This is a genomic window from Balneolaceae bacterium (assembly GCA_034521495.1).
Classification (GTDB): Bacteria; Bacteroidota; Rhodothermia; order Balneolales; family Balneolaceae; genus Rhodohalobacter.
Map to the genome: position 1 here is coordinate 724,769 of JAXHMK010000010.1, position 21,095 is coordinate 745,863.

The window sequence follows — 21,095 nt, forward strand, 5'->3', positions numbered from 1 at the left end:
TGCATAAAGCAGGCAATTACTCGCCGTACTTTTCCAAAATATTATAAAATAATTGAATAGACTTCTCCCTCAGCTGTTTGAGTGTCCCATCATTTTCAATTGTGTAATCAGCAAGATGTAAGAGTTCTTCAAAGTCTGGTTGTTTTTTAAGCCTGTCTAATACTTTTTCACTGGATACTGAATCTCTTTTCACGACTCTTTTTACACGATTTTCTCGGTTACTTCTCACAATTACAATCACATCAAAACCTGGTGGCCTGCCCTTATTCAATAGTAAAGCAGCTTCTTCAACAACTACTTTTTTCCCTTCTTTTTCAGCCACCATGCTAATCTCCCTGAATTTCCTGGCCACAGCCGGGTGAACAAGTTCATTCAGCTTTTCAACCCTTTCCTCCTCAAAAGCTTGCCGGATTAGATGTTCCCGATTTAAACTGCCATCCTCTCGATACGTTTCATTTCCAAAAGCTTTTATCAATGATTTCTTAAGCTTTTTATCCGACACCATCAGCTCTTTGGCCAGATCATCAGCGTAAACAACTTTGGCACCCAGTTTTTCCCATTCTTTACAGACAGTTGTTTTTCCTGAACCTATTCCTCCTGTTACGCCGACGGTAATCATGTGGAGACTGTTGCAGTATTCATCAACAGGTAGGCTTTCATAAACTCGTCAAGATCCCCATCCATCACACCCTGTACATCGCCTGTTTCATGATTTGTTCTGTGGTCTTTAACCATATTATATGGATGAAACACATACGAACGGATTTGCGAACCCCATTCATTGCTGCTTTTAGAATCTTCAAGTTTTTGTTTTTCTCTCTCTTTGATGTTTTTCTCAAGCTCATAGACCTTCGATCTCAGCATCGTCATAGCTTTTTCACGATTCTGCATCTGGGAGCGTTCCTGCTGACATTCAGCCACTACTCGTTCCTCTGTTCCATCTGAGAGTGTACCGGTCCAGATGAGCCGTACACCGGTTTCCACTTTGTTTACATTCTGCCCACCGGCACCACTGGCATGAAATCGTTGAAGTTCAATATCCGAATCATTCAGATTTACTTCGATGGTGTCATCAACAATGGGCGAGACAAAAACGGAACAAAATGATGTGTGGCGCCTGGAATTACTGTCAAACGGAGAGATTCGAACCAATCTGTGTACCCCGCTTTCTGATTTTAAAAACCCATAGGCATTCGGCCCTTTCACCTCAATAGTGGCACTTTTCAAACCGGCTACATCACCATCCTGATATTCAACAACAGAAAGATCATACTCTTTTTTTTCAGCCCACCGGGAGTACATTCTAAATAGCATAACTCCCCAATCCTGGCTTTCAGTTCCACCGGCTCCGGGATTGAATGTTATGATCGCATTTCTATGATCATCCTGATCGCTAAGCATATTTTGCAGTTCAAGATCTTTCAGTTTCTCCCGAAATCGCAAAATTTCTTCTTCAAGTTCGTCGATTACATCTTCACCTTCATCAAGAAACTGTTTATATACCTGAATGCTATCGCGCAATTCATCGAGCTCATCCCATTTTTCAATAATCTCTTTTTCGAAATCCAGATCCCGCATTACCTGCTGGGCTTTATCCGGATCATCCCAAAAATGTGGATCCTGGGTTTGCTCCTGTAATTCTATAATTCGAACTTTTCGTTTCTCATAGTCAAAGATACCCCCTGAGCGCATCAAGGCGCTCAAAGAGTTCTTTAACTTTATCAAATTGTATCTGACTCATTAATCTTTATTTGTTAAAAAGTTTTGCGATGGCAAAACCTAAGAGTAATCCACCGGCTAATGCAACTCCAACGCCTGTTTCAGGATTTTTTTCTACATAATCCCTGGCATGAGAGTATTCCTTTTGGAGTTCTCCCTGGAGTCGATCACCTTCGGATTTTAGCTTCTTGCGGATATCCGCATACGTATTTTTTAGTTCTTTTCTTTCTTTTTCCAGAGTTTCTTTCAACTCTTCTTCTTTTGCTTTCAAATCAGCCATTTTATCTCCTTTTTTTAATTATTGCGTTCAAGCAATTGTTTTTGAATTTACAGCTTGGTCTCTGTATTGTAACTCGTATAATTTTCGATAAATTCCACCATCTTTTTGCACCAATTCCTGGTGTGTACCGGTTTCACGGATCTGTCCTTTATGCATCACCAATATTTTATCTGCACCCTGAATGGTTGACAACCGGTGAGCAATAACAATGGACGTTCGCCCCTGCATCATCTTCTTGCAGGCAAGCGAAACAAGTTCTTCCGTTTCGGAATCAACACTCGATGTCGCCTCATCTAAAATTAAAATTTTTGGATCATAAACCATAGCCCTTACAAAACAAATTAATTGCCGCTGTCCCATTGATAACGATGCTCCCCGTTCCTGAAGTACAAAATCATAAGTACCCGGTAATTTTTTTATAAACTGGTGAGCTTCCACAGCTTTAGCAGCTTCAATCACCTGTTTCCGCGTTATATCTTTGTGCCCAAGGGTAATATTTTCTAAAACAGTACCTGAAAATAGAGCATTATCCTGGAGTACCAGGGCAAATTGTGAACGCAACTCTTTCAAAGATACATTCTTAATATTTGTTCCATCGAGCAATATTTTACCTTCCTGGATATCATAAAATCGTAATAAGAGATTAATCAGTGTTGTTTTTCCGGCACCCGTTGCGCCCACAACTGCAAGCAACTCACCGGGTTGCACATCGAATGATACATTATCAATAATAAGCTCTTCATCTGCATTATACCGGAAAGACACATTCTCAAACTCGATTTCTCCTTTAGCATTCTTCAGAGATTTACTCTTTGAGCTGTCTTTCACTTTTTTGGGCGTATCTAATACATCGAAAATGCGTTCGGATGAAGCCAGTGCGGATTGAAGTGTATTATATTTTTCCGAAAGTCCGCGAATGGGATTGAAGAATTGTCGAACGTATTGGATAAAAGCCAGGAGCACACCGAATGTAACATCTCCCATCAGCGCGCGTCCACCGCCGTACCAAACCACCAATGCCATCGCAAGGCTTGCAAACACTTCAACCAGCGGCCAGAATATGGAAAAATAAAATATGGTTTTGATGTGGGCTTTTCGGTGGTCCGCATTGATATCTACAAACTTCTCTTTCTCTTTTTCTTCACGGTTAAAAAGCTGAACCACGGACATCCCATTAATGTGCTCCTGCACAAAGGAATTCAGCCTGGCAATCTGGTCCCGAACTTCGAGGAACGCGATACGAACCTTCCCTTTAAACCAAAACGTTGCATAAAACAGCATCGGGAGTACAAGTATGGAAACAACGGTCAGTTCCCAACTCATACTGAGCATAAAGAAAAGAATGAAGAATATCCGAAACAGATCCCCCACCATATTTACAATCCCATCAGAGAGAAGCTCACTCAGAGCTTCAATATCACTTGTAGTACGAGTAATCAACCGGCCGATGGGATTTTTGTCGAAAAACTGAACGTGGAGAGATTGAATTTTTTCAAATACAGCGTTCCGAATATTAAACAGAACTCCCTGCCCAAACCATCTTGTAACGTAGGTGTTGATGATGAGTACTAAAAATTCGCCTACCAGGGCTAACACCAATAATGTTATAATCCACATCAACCCTTCAATATCACCGTCAACAATATAATCATCGACAGCAATCTGGGTTAACTTCGGACGTACCGTTCCCAGGTATGAGGCTGTAAGTGTAAGCGCAATGGCAAACACTGCCCACCAACGGTAAGGTTTAAAAAAGTAATAAAGCCGCCGAATCAATACAGAGTCGACGGCTTCAGTTTCACGTTTAGATCTCAAAACACACTACTAATTAGAAACGGTCAAAATTATCGAATGGAGTTCGCGGCGTAATGTGCTTTGGCGGCCTTGATGAGCCTTGATTTTCATCATTATCATTTCTCTTTCGGTCTGGCCGTTTACGCTTTCGTTCGCTCGAGGAACTGCTGCTTTTACTTCGTCTTTTCCTGTCGGAGGAAGAACTCTTGCGCTTTCTGAATCGCTTCTTACTTTTATCAGATTTGCGGCTGCGTTTCTTACTCTTCTTACCACCGCCCGAACTGCTGTTCGCTTCTTTGATATAGACCTTCTGTTGCACAATGCCTTTTTCTTGCGAAGGATTGGTGTAGATAGGCCGTAATTCAGTAGCAAGCCAGGCTGGAAAGAATTTATCGCGTGCTTCACGTAACAGGACAAACGGATTGGTATACCGGGCTGAAAAATGGCCGATAACCAAAAGTTTTGTCTGAGCTTCATTAGCTACCCGAGCTGCATCTGCTGACGTTGAATGCCCCGTTTCGGCAGCTTTTTCAGCCAATGACTCACTGAATGTTGCTTCGTGATAAAGGATATTCGTATTCTTAGCCAATTCCACAGCATTGGGATGATATTTCGTATCCGTCACATAGGCAAAGCTATCACCGGGGCGTGGGTGACCTACAATATCGTAGGACTTCACTATGGTGCCGTCTTCCAGTTCTACATCTTCGCCGGCTTTGAGAGCTTTATATTGTGCATCTTCACTAATTCCCATCGCTTCAGCTTTTTCAGCATCCACTTTTCCGGGCCTGTCTTTTTCCTGGAACCGGTAGCCAATACAAAAAGTGGTATGGTTTAGCGGTCGGGCTTCTACATAATATTCATCTTCATCTACCACCCGTTCTTCCTCAAAATCTTCCTCAACTTCAACAAAGTTAATGTCAAAATTTAGGTGAACATTTGCGAAATTCAGGTTCCACTCAACATAATCTTTAATTCCTTTCGGACCTATGATATTGAGTGATTTTTCCCGCCGTTGTAACTGCAGAGTAGAAAGAAGTCCTAACATTCCGGAGTAGTGATCCATATCGAAATGGGAAATGAAGATATTTTCAATCTTCGACCGTTTGAGCCCGGCCTGTAACATCCTCATTTGAGCGCTTTCACCACAGTCGAAAAGATGTACATCTCCTTCTCTCCAAAGTGCAACGGATGGTAAGTGTCTGGTTGCAGTGGGCGTTGCAGATGCAACACCTAAGGGTACAATAATCATTGTTTATCTCCCGTATGTTTTATGGGCTTTTGCCGTTCAAACAAAAGGTCCCCGTTTTTGTGTTTTATATTTGAGCCAATTCTTGTTCAAGAAGTTGCTTGCGGTACATATCAGAGTAACGTCCTTCGCCATCTATTAATTCATCATGAGTACCGGCTTCAATAATTGAACCATCTTGAATATAAAAAATTGTATCGGCGTTTTTAACAGTAGAAATTCTATGTGATATCATAATTGTTGTTACGTGTGACAGCTCCACCCTCAAATGCTCCAATATGGCATCTTCTGTTTTTGTATCAACGGCACTGAGCGAATCGTCGAAAATAACTATGCCGGGTTTTTTTATAATAGCCCTGGCTATTGCCGTCCTCTGTTTTTGACCCCCTGAAAGAGTAATACCTCTTTCTCCAACAAGTGTCTCAAATTTTTTCTCAAAATCCAAAATATTCTGCAATACTTCTGCACTATCTGCCGCTTCTTCAATCTGTTTCATCGATGCATCTTCAACACCGAAAGCTATATTTTCTTTCACCGTTGTTGAAAATAAAAATGTTTCCTGGGGAACATACCCGATCAGATCTCTCAAATCCCGAAGCCTCCACTCTTTTATATTTACCCCGTCTATGAGAATCTCTCCCTCGGTTGGATCAAACAACCTGGGAATTAAATTTACAAGTGTTGTTTTACCTGCACCGGTTCGTCCTACAATAGCAACATTACTTCCAGCCGGAATTTTCATACTTACATCCTTAATTGCGTATTCATCAGTTCCGGGATATTTAAAACTCACATTCCTGAACTCTATCTCACCGTTAACTTCTCCTATTGTTCTCTTCGGAGATTCATCTTTGTCCAGTATTTCAATCGGTTCTGATAGCATATTATTGATTCTCTCCCAGGAAGCCAGAGATTTTTGAAGTGTATTTACGGTATATCCCAACGCAGCAACCGGCCAGGTTAAATACGCAACATAAATCACAAACTCCGCAATGTTACCGATGGTAATGGCATCGTCTATCACCATTATACCACCTTTCCAAACCACAATTACAACGGACAGACCAATTAACAAATTAAGTGTGGGATGAAATAGTGATTCTACAAGATCGAGACGAAGTTTCTTTACGCGATAATCATCACTTTCTTTTTCAAACTTCTCTTGCTCGTATTCCTGGCGGTTGTAGGCTTTAATAAGCCGGATACTGTTGAACGCCTCATTTGCTTTGCCTGCAATTCTGGAATATTGTTCCTGAATGATTACCTGGTATTTATTGATATATCCGCTCACCCAGTAAGCAAAAGCTGAAAGAAATGGCAGCGGTAACAGTGCCCAAAACGTTAGCGTGGGGTTTACAATAATCATCATTGCGATAATAAATCCAGCTCTTGTAAAAGTGTTGATGGTATACATCAGAACGGGTCCAAAATACTCACGAACCCGTGCAACATCTTCTGTAGCCCGGGTGTAAGTTTCACCTGATGTATTTGTAGCAAAATAACGTTGCGGAAGCTCAAGTAACTTATCCATCACCTTATTCCGAATATCAAACTCAATTTTTCTTGAGCTTACAATGAGAGTTTGCCGGGTGGCGAAAAGAAGAATGCCGTAGAGCAGAACAGTACCTACCAGCAATAAAGAATTATAAGCAAGAATTTCACCTGCTTCGCTTGAAAAAAGAATTTCCATCATGGAATCATACTCAGCCGAGTATTCTTCTCCCAACAACTCGACTTCATCCATTGTCCGACGTATAAGTACCGGTATCCAGATTAGAAAGAAATTAGATCCGGTTAGAAAGAGTGCTCCAAGAAGGAGAATCCATTTATACTTTTTTAAATACCGGTTAAGTTTTTTAAAGGAGTCCAAATCGAAGGTAGTTTACGAGCCTCTTCTCACTTTGATATTTTTCAACGAACCTGATTAAGATTTCATTCAGAATTTTTTCACCCAGTCATTGGCTAACATATACCCGGATCGATAAGAGTCATCCACTGTATTTCCGTTCAGGTAATCACCTGTTAGCGCCAGGGGTGCATCCTCATCTTCCAGCTCCAGGTAGGGACTGTTTATTACTTTTTGAGCACGACTATAACGCCAGAAATGTAGTTGCTGCCATTCGGGAGAGGCAGCCCAACCTCCGGCAATCTCGGCAAATTCGCCCAGCATTTTTTTGCTTATTGTGTCTTCATCACTATCTCTGTATTCCTTTGTAAAGCCACCGGACGTTTGAAGCACAAATGAGGTTTCCTGCGTATCTCGTTTCAAACTTTCGTTGGATATAAACTCCAGCGGACTGTTTCTGCAGATTACTCCTTCCCAATCGGGTGCTTCCTCACTTCCATAACCCGCCATCAAAGAAAATGCCGGTTGGTACGAAACTTCATCAATCTGTCGGACAATCTTCAGAGTATTGGTTTCATCGATGGTTGATGAGATTATTCCATACGCCTGCGGTGCGGGAAGGGCTATAATCACAGCATCGGCTTCGAAAGTATTGCTGGATGTCAGGTTCATCATCCAGGAACGTTTTTTTGAACGATTGGTTCCAAAATATGTGAGTCCGCCCACTTTCGTTTCTGTGCGAATATCCACCCATCGGGCCAGGTATTTGCCAATTTTATTCATTCCTCCAGTGGAGGTGTAGAGCGCCTCGCTGGATTGATTTGGGGCTGATTCAAGGAATTTTTCGCCATCATAAGCTGCAAAATTATCGCCCCAGGTTTGAATCAAACCCTGGTCCAGCAGTTCTGCAGTAAACTCACGAAATTCGTTCGATTTTACACCAAAATAGGAGAGCCCATGATCCATTTTTGAGGAGTTCTCTTTACCGGCATAGCGGGTTGCCATACGCCCGCCATATCCCCTGCTCTTTTCAAATACTGTAACTTCGTGTCCCGCCCTGGCTAAAATTCTGCCGGCTGTCAAACCGGAAAGTCCTGCTCCAATTATTCCAATAACCATACTCTATGCTAAATTCTTTTTGGATGAAATTAGATTTAATACTGTGGTGCAGAAGTTAATGAATGATTCACTCTACTTCTTGTTTTTTTCCATTTTGATACGCACGAATAGATCGAATCCCTTTTTTATTTTTTAAATCTGTTTACAGAACCACTACACTTCGTACAAATTCACGTTGGGTTGAACCGCTTTTTTATCGAGCAGAGCCGGCCAGTAAGCAACCACTTCGCTCGCTTTTGGTCGCCCTCCGGCAAATCCCGTTACACCACTCGGACCGGTTAAAATCAGGGGAGCAATTTCTTTCCCAAATCGATCCAGGTCATCCTTTGAATCACCATGCACCGAAATTCTCAACTGTACTTCATTTAAATCACTTTGATCTTTTTTCAACTCAGACGCGTCTTCATTACATGCGTTTACACCGACAAATTCAACATTGGTTTCTCTGAATGTGATTCCAAGATTTTCTGCCCGCCTCAATAAAATATCACCTGCTCTTTTCGCTTTCTTCAACGCATCCGGCCAACTGTAAACCAGCGTTGAGGAGAGTTTATAACCATCGTAATAACTTGCTGATATTTTATAGGTGGGCGTATCGGGCTGCCCCTGAATTCCCCAAACTTTTACCCGGTCCTTTTCATCCTGTTTGATACGAACACTGGTAAAATCGGCAATGCAATCGGGAGTTATATATTCTTTTGGATCTCCTATTTCATACAGGAGCTGTTCTTTCACCGTCATCTCAGATATGAGTCCTCCTGTTCCTTCATGTTTGGTCACATAAAATGACCCGTCCGGAATCGCCTCGATTATTGGAAATCCAATATTCACAAAATCCTCAACAGTTTTCCAATCGGTAAAATTACCACCGCTAACCTGCGCACCGCACTCAATAATATGTCCGGCAATGGTTCCTGCTGCCATTAGATCGTAATTCTCATAATCCCAATCGAATTCATATACCATCGGAGCAAGTGTGAGCCCCGTATCCGTAACCCGGCCTGTAATCACAATATCTGCTCCTTTTTCAAGAGCTTCTACAATCGGTCGGCATCCGAAATAAACATTTGCACTCAGCAGATCATTTTTTATTGTCACGATCGATTCACCGGTCTCCATGTTTTTCAATTCATGACCGGCTTCAATGAACTCTTCCAAATTTGGCAGGATGTCATCCCCATCCACAACAGCAACCTTTAAACCACGAATCCCGGCTTTATCTGCAACTTCAAGAATTGCATCTTTGCACGCCACCGGATTCACCCCGCCGGCATTGGAGATCACTTTCACTCCATTATGTTTAATCTCTTGTAAAGTCGCCTCAATGACATCCACAAAATCACGTGCATATCCATACTTCTCATTTCTCATACGCTGTTTTTGCATGATAGACATAGTTACCTCTGCCAGGTAATCCATCACCAGGTAATCAATCTCTCCATTTTTTACCTGATCGATGGGGGCATTCGGCAGATCACCCCAAAAACCCTGTCCAGATGCAATTTTGATCTTTTCTTTCATACTTATTTTTTTGTTTTTCGTGGCTCGTTGTTTGTAGTTCATCGCTCTTTACTCGTTCCGAAGGTCCTCCTTCGGAACGCACATCCGGAAGCTATTGCTCCATTTAGTGCTCGCGCAAGTTTGTAACTTGTGCGGTGTAGATGTACAAGTTACAAACTTGCATCAGTAGAGAATAAACATTTTTGGCTCACTACAATCAACTGATAACAAATATTTCATATTAACATGAATTTTATCTGATTTATATTCATTTTCCGCCAGTTCAATCATAAAATAACGAATATCTTCAATGCTATTTCCCGTTGCCGCACTTATTGCTAACGATGCTGTTATTTTTGGAATTCTCATGGCTATTCTCGCCGCCATTTTTATCACCTCAAACAGCAAACACCCATTTTGGCAAAAATTTTACACATTTGTCCCGGCATTGCTGCTCTGTTATTTTATCCCCTCACTTCTCACAACATTTGGCATAGTAAACGAAGCGGATTCCAACCTATACTTCGTAGCTTCAAGATATTTACTTCCCGCCTGTTTGGTTCTTTTGACTCTTAGCATCGACTTTAAAGGAATTCTGAATTTGGGGCCAAAAGCCATCATCATGTTTGTCACGGGAACCGTTGGAATCCTCATTGGTGGCCCACTCGCCATTATTATTGTCGGATTTTTCAATCCTGAAGTAGTTGGCGGAGCCGGACCTGAAGCGGTTTGGCGAGGACTCTCAACCGTGGCCGGAAGCTGGATCGGCGGCGGTGCCAACCAGGCTGCAATGTATGAAGTATTTGATCCAAGTGATGAACTGTTCGGAGCTATGGTTACGGTTGATATTATTGTTGCTAACATCTGGATGGCATTTTTGCTCTACGGCGCCGGGATGTCAGACCGGGTAGATGGATGGTTTAAAGCGGATTCATCAGCTATTACAGAACTCAAAGACAATATCGAGGCGTATCGTGAGAGTATTGCCCGCGTACCCACTTTTTTGGACCTGGTGAAACTTGGAGCCGTGGCGTTTGTCATTACGGCTTTAGGTCATCTGGCCGGTGATACCATTGCACCCTGGATTTCTGAAAATGCCCCTCTGCTCAAGCAATTCAGTCTTGACTCCGCTTTCTTTTGGATTATTGTGGTTGCCACAACCGGCGGACTCATTGCATCCTTCACCAAAGTTCGCAAGCTGGAAGGTGCCGGAGCATCCAAAATCGGCAGTATCTTTATCTATATTTTGGTGATGACCATCGGCATGAAGATGGATATCTCCTCCATGCTTGATGCGCCCGGATTTTTTATCGTGGGAGCCGTCTGGATTTTAATTCACATTATCCTGCTTCTCTCTGTTGGGAAACTGATTAAAGCCCCTTTCTTCTTTACGGCTGTGGGAAGCCAGGCAAATATTGGTGGAGCAGCGTCTGCGCCAATTGTTGCCTCAGCGTTTCACCCGGCACTTGCACCCGTTGGTGTTTTACTTGCTGTCTTGGGATATGCTCTCGGAACGTATGCAGCCTACGTTTGTGCATTGTTAATGCAGGCGGTGAGTTGAAATACAAACCCGTCAGACCGCTCCAAGCGGTCAGACGGGTACTTTCTCTTTAGGCAGCATTTCAGCCAATAAAAGACATGGTATTTTTCGTTTTGATTCAACAGGCTTTGTGAGCACTTCATCAAAAACCAGCAGAGAATTTCATGCTATCAAAAAATACCCTGTCTCAAATCACAACTCCTTAAACAAAATTTTGAATATTCAACGAATCAGGATCCTGCCGAGTGTCCCAAAATCGAAGAATTATAATTCTTTCAGAATCAGCTCTGTAAAAAAGTTTGAAATGCTTGTCTATTAAATGGAATCGAATCGGTTTTGAATCAGTAGATAATCCAGCTTCGGGGTAATATTTCGTCAGTTCAACCTTCTTTTGGATTTGCTGATTTAGCTTTTTGGAATATTCCCTTGAACCGTTGTGCTCATTCCAAAATTCAAAAACTTTCTCTCTATCAAATTGCGCAGTTTTTGTCCAAACTACTGTTAAAGCCATTCTTTAATTTTTTCATTGGCTTCTTTTTCACTCATCAAATTATCTCTTTCAACGTCCCTTTCTGCAACTTTAATAGCATCTTTTTCCATTTCGGTTAATGGATAGGGCTCTCCTTTCTTTCGCTCCATTTCAGCATCAATGAATTGCAACAAATGTTGAATCAGATCGGAGTCATCAATCTGTTGAATTTTATTCAGCAATTTCTCTTTTTTTTCTTCAGTAGTCATAACTGAATTTTTATTAATGACGTTTTGGTATTATAACAAAACGGACTCATTCTTCAAATATTTATCGTTGAGGCAAATAGACATGGTATTTTTCGTGATGATTCATCACTCTTTGTTAGCACTTCATCAAAAACCAACGAAGAATTTCTTGCTGACAAGAAAAAATACCATGTCTCAATTCTAACTTACCGATTCACCGCATCCCGATTTAAAAACTGTTCATAAAGCTGATCGTGGCGGCTGGTCATTGGAATTTTGTATCCGTTGATGAAGACATGTTCGATGTGTGTCGTTGGCTCGAACGGATCTCCATCAGAAATAAACAGATTAGCTTTTTTTCCCTGTTCAATACTGCCGAGTTGATCATCAACTCCAAACGCTTCTGCCGGATTGATGGTCACCGCTTTCAATGCCTCCTCTTTGCCCATTCCATAAGTGGCGGCATATCCTGCGTGGAATCCAACATTTCGTACATTTTCCACACCTTCACCGGTTGAGATCATCACTTTCACTCCGGCTTCTGCCATTAAACCGGCATTCTGATAGGGACGCTGGTAATTATCATAATCACGTGTAGTAGTATACAGACTCGATGCGATCACCGGAATCTCTGCTTCAGCCAGTTCATCAGCCATCCGCCATCCTTCAGCAACTCCGGCAAAAATGACGTTCAAGTCTTCCTTTTCGTTCGCCCAATCCAGTGCATTTTTGATGTTCTTCTCACGGTTCACAGAAATGATAACCGGAACATCTCCCGCTACAACTTCTCGCATCGCTTCCATTTTGATGTTTTTATCCGGCTGCGATCGGCCTTCGGGATCAAGCTCGTACTGCTTCATCATCTCATCATAAAACTCGGCTTGTTTCCAGAAATCATTCAGTTCTTTCAGGTCTTTTTCGTACTCTTTCTGAACTTCTTCATCCGGTCGATCATCCCATGAGCCGCCTCTCATTGCATTTGGCCACTCAATATGAAGTCCCGCCGACTCTTTGACCGCCATATCATCGGGAGTGTATCCCCACAGATCAAGTAACACCGCTTTTCCTGCAATGACACCAGATGATGGAATGGAGACTACATTCGTGATTCCATTCACCCGGGTTACAGGAATAGATACCGAATTTGGGTTGACGGCCGTAAAGGCTTTCATATGTGGATTAAAATCACCGACTTCAGCATAATCTTGAGTTAATGAAACGGAAGAAACCTCCTCGAGGCCAAGGCGAGTGTTAGCATCAAAAAATCCGGGGTATACATGCTTGCCGGATGCATTGATTACTTCGTAATCACTTGGGATTTTTGCATTATCACCAACAAATGTGATCGTATGATTCTCAATCAAAACGATGCCGCCTTTAATGGTTCCTTTGGTTACGGTGTGGATTGTACCATTCGTTATCGCAAACTTTCCGAATCTCGGCTTCTCTGTGATCTGGGCGAAGAGCAACTGGGCGCCCATACATATCATAAAAAACGTTAATAGAATTGCTTTTTTCATGGTACTGGTTATTTAATTTGATTGTGAAATTCCTGGTGAAGAGACTGCCGGTTTTCCTGCGAATCGAAAAGCATAAATACATCTTGCATGCATGCGTCAGCTTCTCTTCCGTGGGAATTCTGGTATGCTCTGGATTGAGTATCTTCGTAATTTTCTGTAGGGCTGATGGCCCGATCCAATCTCATATCATCGGCATCATTTTCACGGTCGAAGTAAACCACACCATCGATAAGCGTCATTTCATTCACGCTATAAATACTCAGCGGATGGCCATTCCAAATTGAAATATCAGCATGTTTTCCTACCTCGATGGATCCTACGTGCTCATCAATTCCAAGCTGAATAGCCGGGTTAATAGTGATCATTTTCAGCGCATCGCTTTCTGTTGTATTTCCATACCGAATGGTCTTGGCTGCTTCGTGGTTCAGATGGCGGATGAGCTCGTTACTGTCTGAGTTAATGCTGGTTACCACACCATTTTCATTCAGGATTGATGCGTTGTACGCTGTACTGTAATACACTTCAAACTTGTATGCCCACCAATCCGAGAAAACAGATGCATATGCGCCATGTTCGGCCAGCTCTGGAGCCACTTTAAAAGCTTCATTGGCATGCTGGAATGTATAATTTTCAATACCGTAATCTTCAAAAATTTGAACCAGCATCAGGATCTCATCTGCACGGTACGAGTGACAGTGCACGAGAATATTTCCCTCAATGATATCCGCAATCACTTCCAGGCGGAGATTTTTTGCTACGGGTATGGGAGGCGTTCCTTCACCCGTATGATCATACTCCTCTTTGGCTTCGAGATATTCCGTTCGATTCCTTCGGTAGTCGATAGCCGCGTCAAAATATTCACGAATCACCATTTCCACTCCCATTCGGGTACTTGGATGAATTCCTGAACTTTCTCCATGAACCCGCATCGGGTTTTCACCCAACGCAAATTTTACGGTCTGTGGTGCATCCTCAAAAATCAATCCATGCTGATCTTGTCCGTACCGTAATTTCAGCGTTGCATTTCGTCCGCCAATCACATTTGCAGAACCATGCATTAGGTTGATGGATGTAACTCCACCAGCTAACGCCGCATAAATTCCCACATCATTTGGATCGATCGATTCCTTCATTGTAACCTGGGGTGTTGCGGGAGACGTTGCCTCATTGATATCTACACCATTCAGATGAGAATGTGCATCAATAATTCCGGGCATCACGTATTTTCCGGTTGCATCAATTCGGTCGATGCGTTGCGGAGCATCTATATTTTCCCCGATTTCTGTGATGATTCCATTCTCAACCAGCACATCGGTATTCTCCAGGTTCTCACCGGTGATGGTGAGAACCGTTCCATTTTCGATTAGAACTGAACCAGTTTCCTGAGCAAGAGCCAGGTCAAATTGACTACTGATAAAAACCATCATCAAACCGAAAAGTCCGATCACTGATTTCATCGTTCTCCAAAGATTCGATTTCCTTCTGTTCATTTTTTCTGATAAAAAGTTCTCTTTAAAATTCATGAATCTCTCCGTTTGAGATGACCATTTTCACGGCTGCTTTCTCCTCCAAAAAAGGAGAATTAAATACAGCAAAACTTGCGTTGAATCCTGCTTTCAACTGTCCAAGCGTTTGGCCGCTGTCCAAAATTTCTGCTGTGTTAACCGTGAGAAGCTGTAAAATTTCATCATCACTGAGACCTCCCTCCTCTCTGAGTCCTCGCAGATGTTCGTGCAATTTATCAGCCTCCAGGCCAATACTTGCAAAACCAACTTTTACTCCTTCATCAAGAAGCGTTCGGATATTTTCGGCCGCGGCCTGATACGCTTCCGTCTGTCGCTCTCGATATCGTTCTTCCTCTGATTCGAGCTCTTCAGATTTTTCATCATCCTTCATCCAATCAGGTTTTTCAGGAAGTTCGATGGAAGCCAATACCGGTATGCCGATCTCACTTAATTCTGATGATCTATATTGAATTGACTTTCCCGAAACCAAAATAAAATCCAGATCAAATTCTTCGTCCAGAATCATTAATCGTTCAAAATTCTCTGGCGTATTTACATTGGCAAATAGTTTTGCATCGCCATTTAGTACTGGAAATAATGACTCAATGACTTCGTCTCTTTTCGGGGGTTGAATGGATCCGTCTGCATCAGCGAAATACTGCATGTGATCCTGAAGCGCTTGAGCATCGTACATCAACTGTCGAAACTGCGCCATCACGCCCATCGTGGTTGATGGATACGCACGACTTGTCCATCCTCCCGGCGCTCCTTCAAAAGCAAACTGGTAACCGGTTGCTTCTTTAAAGAGATAATCAGGAGTCTCTTCACCGTTCAAAAAATAAAGATCAGGCTGCCCGGCGAGCATATATCCTTTCAAACCAAGATTGGCAGTCGTGATTCCGGTTTTCATCACATCTGTGATTGTATTGCCGGACGCATCCAGGTGATCATTTGCAGATCGGTCGGGTTGAATTCCCGCACGATCATAGCCAGGATTTCCGGGATCGTCCGGTTGCTTGGGGTTTTCCGGCGGCTCGGGACTTCCCCAAGTACCAAGCCCATCAATAAAACCGGGATAAACGTGGAGGGAATCGCCACCATCGATTACGGAATAAGCATCAAACGGAATTTCAGCGTCTGAACCAACGGCCTCAATCACGCCGTCTCGCCAGATAATTATACCGGACTCAATAATTGAGCCATCACTGTGATGAATCGTTACATTTTCCAATGCGTAAGCCGGCGGGCTTTGTGCAAGAAGTGAATTCGGTAGCAAAAAACAACTCAAAACAAGTGCCACCGACAGGTAGTAGATGTTTTTCATAGTAATGAATTACAGTTTAAAGTTTGGCTTGAATTATGAAAAGATTTGCAGAGGGTCAAGGTAAAATCGGATAAAGGTTGTAAAGGGTATCGTACAAGACATGGTATTTTTCGTGCTGATTCAACATTCTTTTTAAGTACTTCAACAAAAACCCATACAAAGTTTCTTACTGACAAGAAAAAATACCATGTCTCCCAGCTTACACCTGAATTTTGATGGCGTAAACGTCCTCGTTTGTGCCCGAGGTGTTGTTATGATATCATCCACACAAAAGCTGGCGATATTTGAAATTCATCAGACGAGTAGAATTATTGGTAGTACCAACTCAGAAGGGAGCATCCACATTTACACTAATATTGGGCGTAACCGGATCGGGATCACTAACCCGCGGCAAGCTGGGCAAGCACTATGATGAATAGATGAAAGTACAATCGGTTTATGCAGGAAGTTTAGCTCCGGGAGGGTAAAAAAAGGCAACCTTCCTTCGCTAAAGCTTCGGAGGACAGGCATTTTTTTGTCAAGGTTTCGGAGGATAGGATCATTGCCGGTATATTTTCGATTGTTTTTTTGTTACATTTATCTATTGAATTTACTTAAAAATTGATTATGAAAACCCATATAAACAAACAGGAGTTGATCGACTGGATTGCCAATTTAAACGATCCTGAGAGTCTTGTGAATGTCCAGATTTTGAAAGAAAGTTTAGAGAGTAACGGAGATTGGTGGAATGAAATTTCAGAGACAGAAAAATCCGGAATTAACCGTGGCCTTGATGATGTGAAAACAGGCCGGGTGATCTCTAATGAAGCCTTCTGGAAAAAGCATGAACACCGGCTTTAATGTAGTTTGGACGGAGGAAGCAGCCCGTAATGTGGATTCAGTTATTGACTATTTGCAAGAAAATTGGAGCCAACGAGAGGTCCAGCGTTTTTTGGGCAAGCTTCGCGAGCGGGTTTGGTTGATTTCACAGAATCCAGAACTGTTTCCAGAGTCAAAAGTTGTCCAAAATACCCGCCGGTCTGTGCTGAGCAAACAAATAACGATCTACTATCGGGTTGAGAGCCTGCAAATAGAAATTCTTCATGTATTTGATACCCGCCAAAACCCCCATAAATTAAAATAATACACCCTATAAACCTGGATGTTTGTGGAATAGCTTCATTCAATAACCGCACACATATACTCCTGCCCCTTATGAAAAAAATTATTTAGGCAAGCCCATAACTATATCAACATAAGCTGGAGTACAAATATCACGGGTATCAGGTTTAAAAAGCACATTCTACAACCTCTTTTATTTAAAAACTGTGACCTGCTGATTTTTATTTTGATCCAAAGAGTTTAGCACCGGGTAGGCAAAAAGGCAAGGCAGGAATTCATCGGGTAAGTGTGGGTTCTTCCGAAGTGTGCTGCTTGAAAAACTCATCCACTGATTAAACTTAACTCTACCTACACTTGAATCACTTCCGTCTCAACCTGATGGAGGAAAATAAGACATGGTATTTTTTCGAGCCATTTTATGATTTTAGATTAGCTCTGAACAGAAAATCAATTCATTATCTTGTGCCGCCAAGAAAAAATACCCTGTCTCCCAGCTCAAAACTGGATTCTGATGGCGCAAACGTCCTCGTTTGTGCCCGAGGTGTTGTGGCACAAGCGGGACGCATGCGCCATCCTCTTATGTTGAAGTTCATGGCTAAACCTGAATCACCCCAGTTTTAAATTCCGGAATTTCCGGATTGTGATTGGCGCATTCGATAGCATGTGAAATTCGATTCCGGGTGTCTTCGGGTTTGATGATATCATCTACCCAGAGACGGGCTGCCGCATACTTTACATCGGTCTGTTTGTCGTACCGGTCTTTGATTTTCTTCAGGATTTTAGCTTTTTCTTCATCCGTAATCTCTTTGCCTTTCTTTTCGAGGGATGACACCTTGATTTGAGTCAGAACTTTAGCGGCTTGCGTTCCTCCCATAACGGCAATTTGGGCAGTCGGCCATGCATAGATGAATCTCGGATCGTAGGCTTTGCCACACATCGCATAATTTCCTGCACCATAGCTGTTACCAATAATTACCGTGATTTTTGGTACTATAGAGTTTGCAACGGCATTTACCATTTTGGCTCCGTCTTTGATGATTCCGCCATGTTCACTCCGCTTACCGATCATAAATCCGGTCACATCCTGCAAGAACAGTATTGGGATTTTTTTCTGATTGCAGTTCATCACAAAACGAGCGGCTTTATCGGCACTATCGGAATAGATCACACCGCCAATCTGCATCTCACCGGTTTTACTTTTTACAATCTTTCTTTGATTCGCCACTATCCCAACACTCCATCCATCAATTCTGGCATAACCGGTAATGAGCGTTTGTCCATATCCTTTTTTAAACTCCGTAAAGCTGTTCGCGTCCACCATCGATTTAATGATCGCCATTGTATCATACGGTTTACTTCGGTCTTGTGGAAAATCAGACAGAGCCTCGCTCATATCCAATTCCGGCTGAACAGATGATTCCCGATTGAAATCAGCTTTTTCCAGCGGCCCCAGCTTGCCAACTAAATCCCGGATTGTAAGAATACATTCAGAATCATCTTCCATTTTATAATCGGTCACGCCACTGATTTCCGTGTGAGTAGTGGCACCGCCCAGTGTTTCACTGTCCACATCTTCCCCAATGGCCGCTTTCACCAAATAACTTCCGGCTAAAAATACGCTCCCCGTTCCATCCACAATCAGGGCTTCGTCACTCATAATCGGCAGATAAGCTCCGCCCGCCACACAACTTCCCATAATGGCTGCAATCTGTGGGATGCCTTTTGCACTCAACTGAGCATTATTTCTAAAAATTCGTCCGAAATGTTCTTTATCGGGAAAAATCTCGTCCTGCATGGGCAGATAGACACCGGCAGAATCAACCAGGTAGATAATTGGCAGATGATTTTCGAGGGCGATCTCCTGGGCTCTCAAATTCTTTTTGGCCGTCATTGGAAACCAGGCTCCGGCTTTTACGGTAGCATCGTTCGCAACGATCATACATGTTCGTCCGCTTACCGAGCCAATTCCGGTCACAACTCCGGCCGCCGGGACATCCTCCCTCCTCTTCGTACATCTTGTATGCGGCCCAAATTCCGAGTTCATGGAATTCTGTATCATCATCCAGGAGCAAATTGATCCGCTCCCTGGCCGTCAGTTTGCCTTTTTTATGCTGCTTTTCAATTCTTTCGGGACCACCCCCTTTTTCAATCTTTTCTTTCTCATTTTCTAACGATTCGATAAGCTCCCGGAACCAATCTTCTTTCATTATGCTTGATATTAGATTAATTTGTTGAGTTGATAATACCGATTGTGATTACCACGTTCCAATAGGGTAAAATAAAAACCGCTGAATGCGTTATAAATGAAGTATATCATTACTTAAACTTTTTCAAAATGATAAAACAAATATCTATTCTAACCCTGCTTTTTTTCCTTCTCACTACCACCATTTATGGTCAAAGACAAGAACAACAGCGCAGTAGTGCCTACCAGGCATTGTTAGTGCGTACAGATCGTCCACACGCATACTTTGATCATGTTACTTTTCCTGCAAATGATGGAACTTCACAATTCGCATTCCTTTTTCGGCTCGATTACGATTCTGCAAACTTTTTAAAAACCAGTGCCAACATGGAGGCGCCACAACCCGATGCTGAATATTATGCCAACGTCCAGATCGGTCTTGAAATTTTTGAAGGCCCGGTTTCCAGGTCAAGAAACTCTTCACGCATTCCCACATCCATACACAGAGATAACTGGCAGGATACGCTTTGGGTTGATTCCTTCGAAAAAACCAAATCAAGAACAGATTATTTCCAGGGTTTGATGAATACTCATCTCGATACCGGTGACTATCACTATAAAGTACAGCTACCACGAACAGAGTTGCCTGCTGCATCAGGAAGCCGATCATCACGAAGAACCGGTTCAACGATGCCGAATACTACACGAAATGTTACCATAACAGGTTTAGATGGTAATGAGAAACCTGATTTTATTCTCTTAAAATCCTTTCAACCGAATGCAACTTCTTTCTCAGCTACTTTTTTGAATTACGGGGATAATGTTCTTTATGGTGAAGATTACAGCATTTTGATTCGATTACCTTCAGATTCAGAGTCCAATTCCCTGAATTTGAATTTATACCGATTAACTGGAGGAGCAAATACCGATTCGGAGGAACTACGTCATTCACAAGAAATATCTGCTGAAAATATTGTACAACTTGGTGATATCAGCCTGACAAATACGAATGGTGAAATTGGTTTTGAAGCAAGCATCTCGGATGAAGGAAACAACTACGCTTATATACAGATTCCAAATAAAAATTTTGAAAACTCCATGTACAGGCTGGCCCTTGAGGACAGTGAATCGGATGAGGTGATTGGTGAAAAAAGAATCACCTCCCAATGGTTAGATATGCCGGTTAGCCTTTATAATCTCGATGTGGCTATTAATATGCTGCGGTTTATTGTAAGCAATGAAAAACTGAGCGAATTAAACTCCGGATCTGATTCTGCACGAGAACGAAAATTCAGAGAATTCTGGGCGCAGAGAGATCCCTCTCCAGATACCGAATTCAATGAATTGATGACGGAATATTATAACCGTATTGATTATGCCTATAAAGAGTTTTCATCTCTCCAGGTACAAGGTTTCAACACGGATCAGGGCAAAGCTTATATTCTGTACGGGCCACCAGATCAGATAAACCGCCAATTACCTACGAATGCTCCCACACGCGAAATCTGGGAATATCCAAACAAAACCCTCATTTTTGAGGCTACAACAGGCTTCGGCGATTTTAAACTGATTTCAGAGCAGCAGTCGTAGGTGTGTTCAGCGGATGAGTGTATAGGATCAAATTTTGTATCTGTTCACATCACCCATCCAATGAATTGGCATTTTCTCATCGCCATTGACTTTTCTATTTTCTGAT

At 42.4% G+C, this 21,095-nt stretch carries 19 protein-coding genes; 5 read left to right on the top strand and 14 right to left on the bottom strand.

The window, feature by feature from the left end:
• Positions 1-16: 16 nt before the first annotated feature.
• The 8 genes from coaE to U5K72_12070 all read right to left on the bottom strand — a co-directional run bounded on the left by coaE (position 17) and on the right by U5K72_12070 (position 9,528).
• On the bottom strand, positions 17-619 hold the full coding sequence (gene coaE, locus U5K72_12035) for a dephospho-CoA kinase (GenBank protein MDZ7719537.1): 603 nt from the start codon (positions 617-619) through the stop codon (positions 17-19).
• Positions 616-1,741, bottom strand: a protein-coding gene (gene prfB / locus U5K72_12040) for a peptide chain release factor 2 (GenBank protein ID MDZ7719538.1) whose coding sequence is annotated in 2 segments (ribosomal slippage) — positions 616-1,671 and positions 1,673-1,741 — 1,125 coding nt in all. Because the reading frame shifts where the segments join, the coding sequence is not laid out codon by codon here. Before prfB ends, coaE begins: the two co-directional genes overlap by 4 nt.
• 6 nt (positions 1,742-1,747) lie before the next feature.
• Positions 1,748-1,999 carry a DUF883 C-terminal domain-containing protein gene (locus U5K72_12045; protein MDZ7719539.1) on the bottom strand — a complete coding sequence of 84 codons (252 nt, stop codon included), beginning with the start codon at positions 1,997-1,999 and terminating at the stop codon, positions 1,748-1,750.
• A gap of 27 nt (positions 2,000-2,026) precedes the next feature.
• Positions 2,027-3,814, bottom strand: coding sequence for an ABC transporter ATP-binding protein (locus tag U5K72_12050; GenBank protein MDZ7719540.1), 1,788 nt, complete (start codon positions 3,812-3,814; stop codon positions 2,027-2,029).
• A gap of 13 nt (positions 3,815-3,827) precedes the next feature.
• Entirely contained in the window at positions 3,828-5,045 is a 1,218-nt protein-coding gene (rnz, locus tag U5K72_12055; GenBank protein ID MDZ7719541.1) for a ribonuclease Z, read from the bottom strand.
• Positions 5,046-5,109: 64 nt separating this feature from the next.
• Positions 5,110-6,912: an ABC transporter ATP-binding protein gene (locus tag U5K72_12060; GenBank protein ID MDZ7719542.1), complete on the bottom strand. Its 1,803-nt coding sequence runs from the start codon at positions 6,910-6,912 to the stop codon at positions 5,110-5,112.
• Between the two features lie 66 nt (positions 6,913-6,978).
• On the bottom strand, positions 6,979-8,007 hold the full coding sequence (locus U5K72_12065) for an FAD-dependent oxidoreductase (GenBank protein MDZ7719543.1): 1,029 nt from the start codon (positions 8,005-8,007) through the stop codon (positions 6,979-6,981).
• Between the two features lie 153 nt (positions 8,008-8,160).
• Positions 8,161-9,528, bottom strand: coding sequence for an acyclic terpene utilization AtuA family protein (locus U5K72_12070; GenBank protein ID MDZ7719544.1), 1,368 nt, complete (start codon positions 9,526-9,528; stop codon positions 8,161-8,163).
• Positions 9,529-9,817: 289 nt separating this feature from the next.
• On the opposite strand from U5K72_12070, the gene U5K72_12075 reads away from it, so the two are divergent.
• A complete protein-coding gene (locus U5K72_12075; GenBank protein ID MDZ7719545.1) occupies positions 9,818-11,068 on the top strand; it encodes a DUF819 family protein in 1,251 nt (416 codons plus the stop codon).
• A 181-nt stretch (positions 11,069-11,249) separates the two neighbouring features.
• Here U5K72_12075 and U5K72_12080 read toward each other — a convergent pair whose 3' ends face one another.
• The 5 genes from U5K72_12080 to U5K72_12100 all read right to left on the bottom strand — a co-directional run bounded on the left by U5K72_12080 (position 11,250) and on the right by U5K72_12100 (position 16,113).
• On the bottom strand, positions 11,250-11,558 hold the full coding sequence (locus tag U5K72_12080; protein MDZ7719546.1) for a type II toxin-antitoxin system RelE/ParE family toxin: 309 nt from the start codon (positions 11,556-11,558) through the stop codon (positions 11,250-11,252).
• Complete coding sequence (locus U5K72_12085; protein MDZ7719547.1) at positions 11,549-11,785, bottom strand: hypothetical protein; 237 nt, start codon at positions 11,783-11,785, stop codon at positions 11,549-11,551. The genes U5K72_12080 and U5K72_12085 overlap by 10 nt, the downstream gene beginning before the upstream one ends.
• Before the next feature lie 185 nt (positions 11,786-11,970).
• Positions 11,971-13,284, bottom strand: a complete 1,314-nt coding sequence (locus U5K72_12090) for an amidohydrolase family protein (GenBank protein ID MDZ7719548.1) — start codon at positions 13,282-13,284, stop codon at positions 11,971-11,973.
• Positions 13,285-13,292: 8 nt separating this feature from the next.
• Positions 13,293-14,807, bottom strand: coding sequence for an amidohydrolase (locus U5K72_12095; protein MDZ7719549.1), 1,515 nt, complete (start codon positions 14,805-14,807; stop codon positions 13,293-13,295).
• Complete coding sequence (locus U5K72_12100; protein ID MDZ7719550.1) at positions 14,797-16,113, bottom strand: amidohydrolase family protein; 1,317 nt, start codon at positions 16,111-16,113, stop codon at positions 14,797-14,799. Before U5K72_12100 ends, U5K72_12095 begins: the two co-directional genes overlap by 11 nt.
• Before the next feature lie 284 nt (positions 16,114-16,397).
• Between U5K72_12100 and U5K72_12105 the strand changes: the two genes are divergently transcribed.
• The 3 genes from U5K72_12105 to U5K72_12115 all read left to right on the top strand — a co-directional run bounded on the left by U5K72_12105 (position 16,398) and on the right by U5K72_12115 (position 17,236).
• On the top strand, positions 16,398-16,532 hold the full coding sequence (locus U5K72_12105; protein MDZ7719551.1) for a hypothetical protein: 135 nt from the start codon (positions 16,398-16,400) through the stop codon (positions 16,530-16,532).
• A gap of 187 nt (positions 16,533-16,719) precedes the next feature.
• Positions 16,720-16,953, top strand: a complete 234-nt coding sequence (locus U5K72_12110; protein ID MDZ7719552.1) for a hypothetical protein — start codon at positions 16,720-16,722, stop codon at positions 16,951-16,953.
• Complete coding sequence (locus U5K72_12115; protein MDZ7719553.1) at positions 16,937-17,236, top strand: type II toxin-antitoxin system RelE/ParE family toxin; 300 nt, start codon at positions 16,937-16,939, stop codon at positions 17,234-17,236. The genes U5K72_12110 and U5K72_12115 overlap by 17 nt, the downstream gene beginning before the upstream one ends.
• 573 nt (positions 17,237-17,809) lie before the next feature.
• On the opposite strand, the gene U5K72_12120 is transcribed toward U5K72_12115, so the two are convergent.
• Entirely contained in the window at positions 17,810-19,276 is a 1,467-nt protein-coding gene (locus U5K72_12120) for a carboxyl transferase domain-containing protein (GenBank protein MDZ7719554.1), read from the bottom strand.
• Between the two features lie 273 nt (positions 19,277-19,549).
• On the opposite strand from U5K72_12120, the gene U5K72_12125 reads away from it, so the two are divergent.
• Positions 19,550-20,989 carry a GWxTD domain-containing protein gene (locus U5K72_12125; GenBank protein ID MDZ7719555.1) on the top strand — a complete coding sequence of 480 codons (1,440 nt, stop codon included), beginning with the start codon at positions 19,550-19,552 and terminating at the stop codon, positions 20,987-20,989.
• Positions 20,990-21,095: the final 106 nt, after the last annotated feature.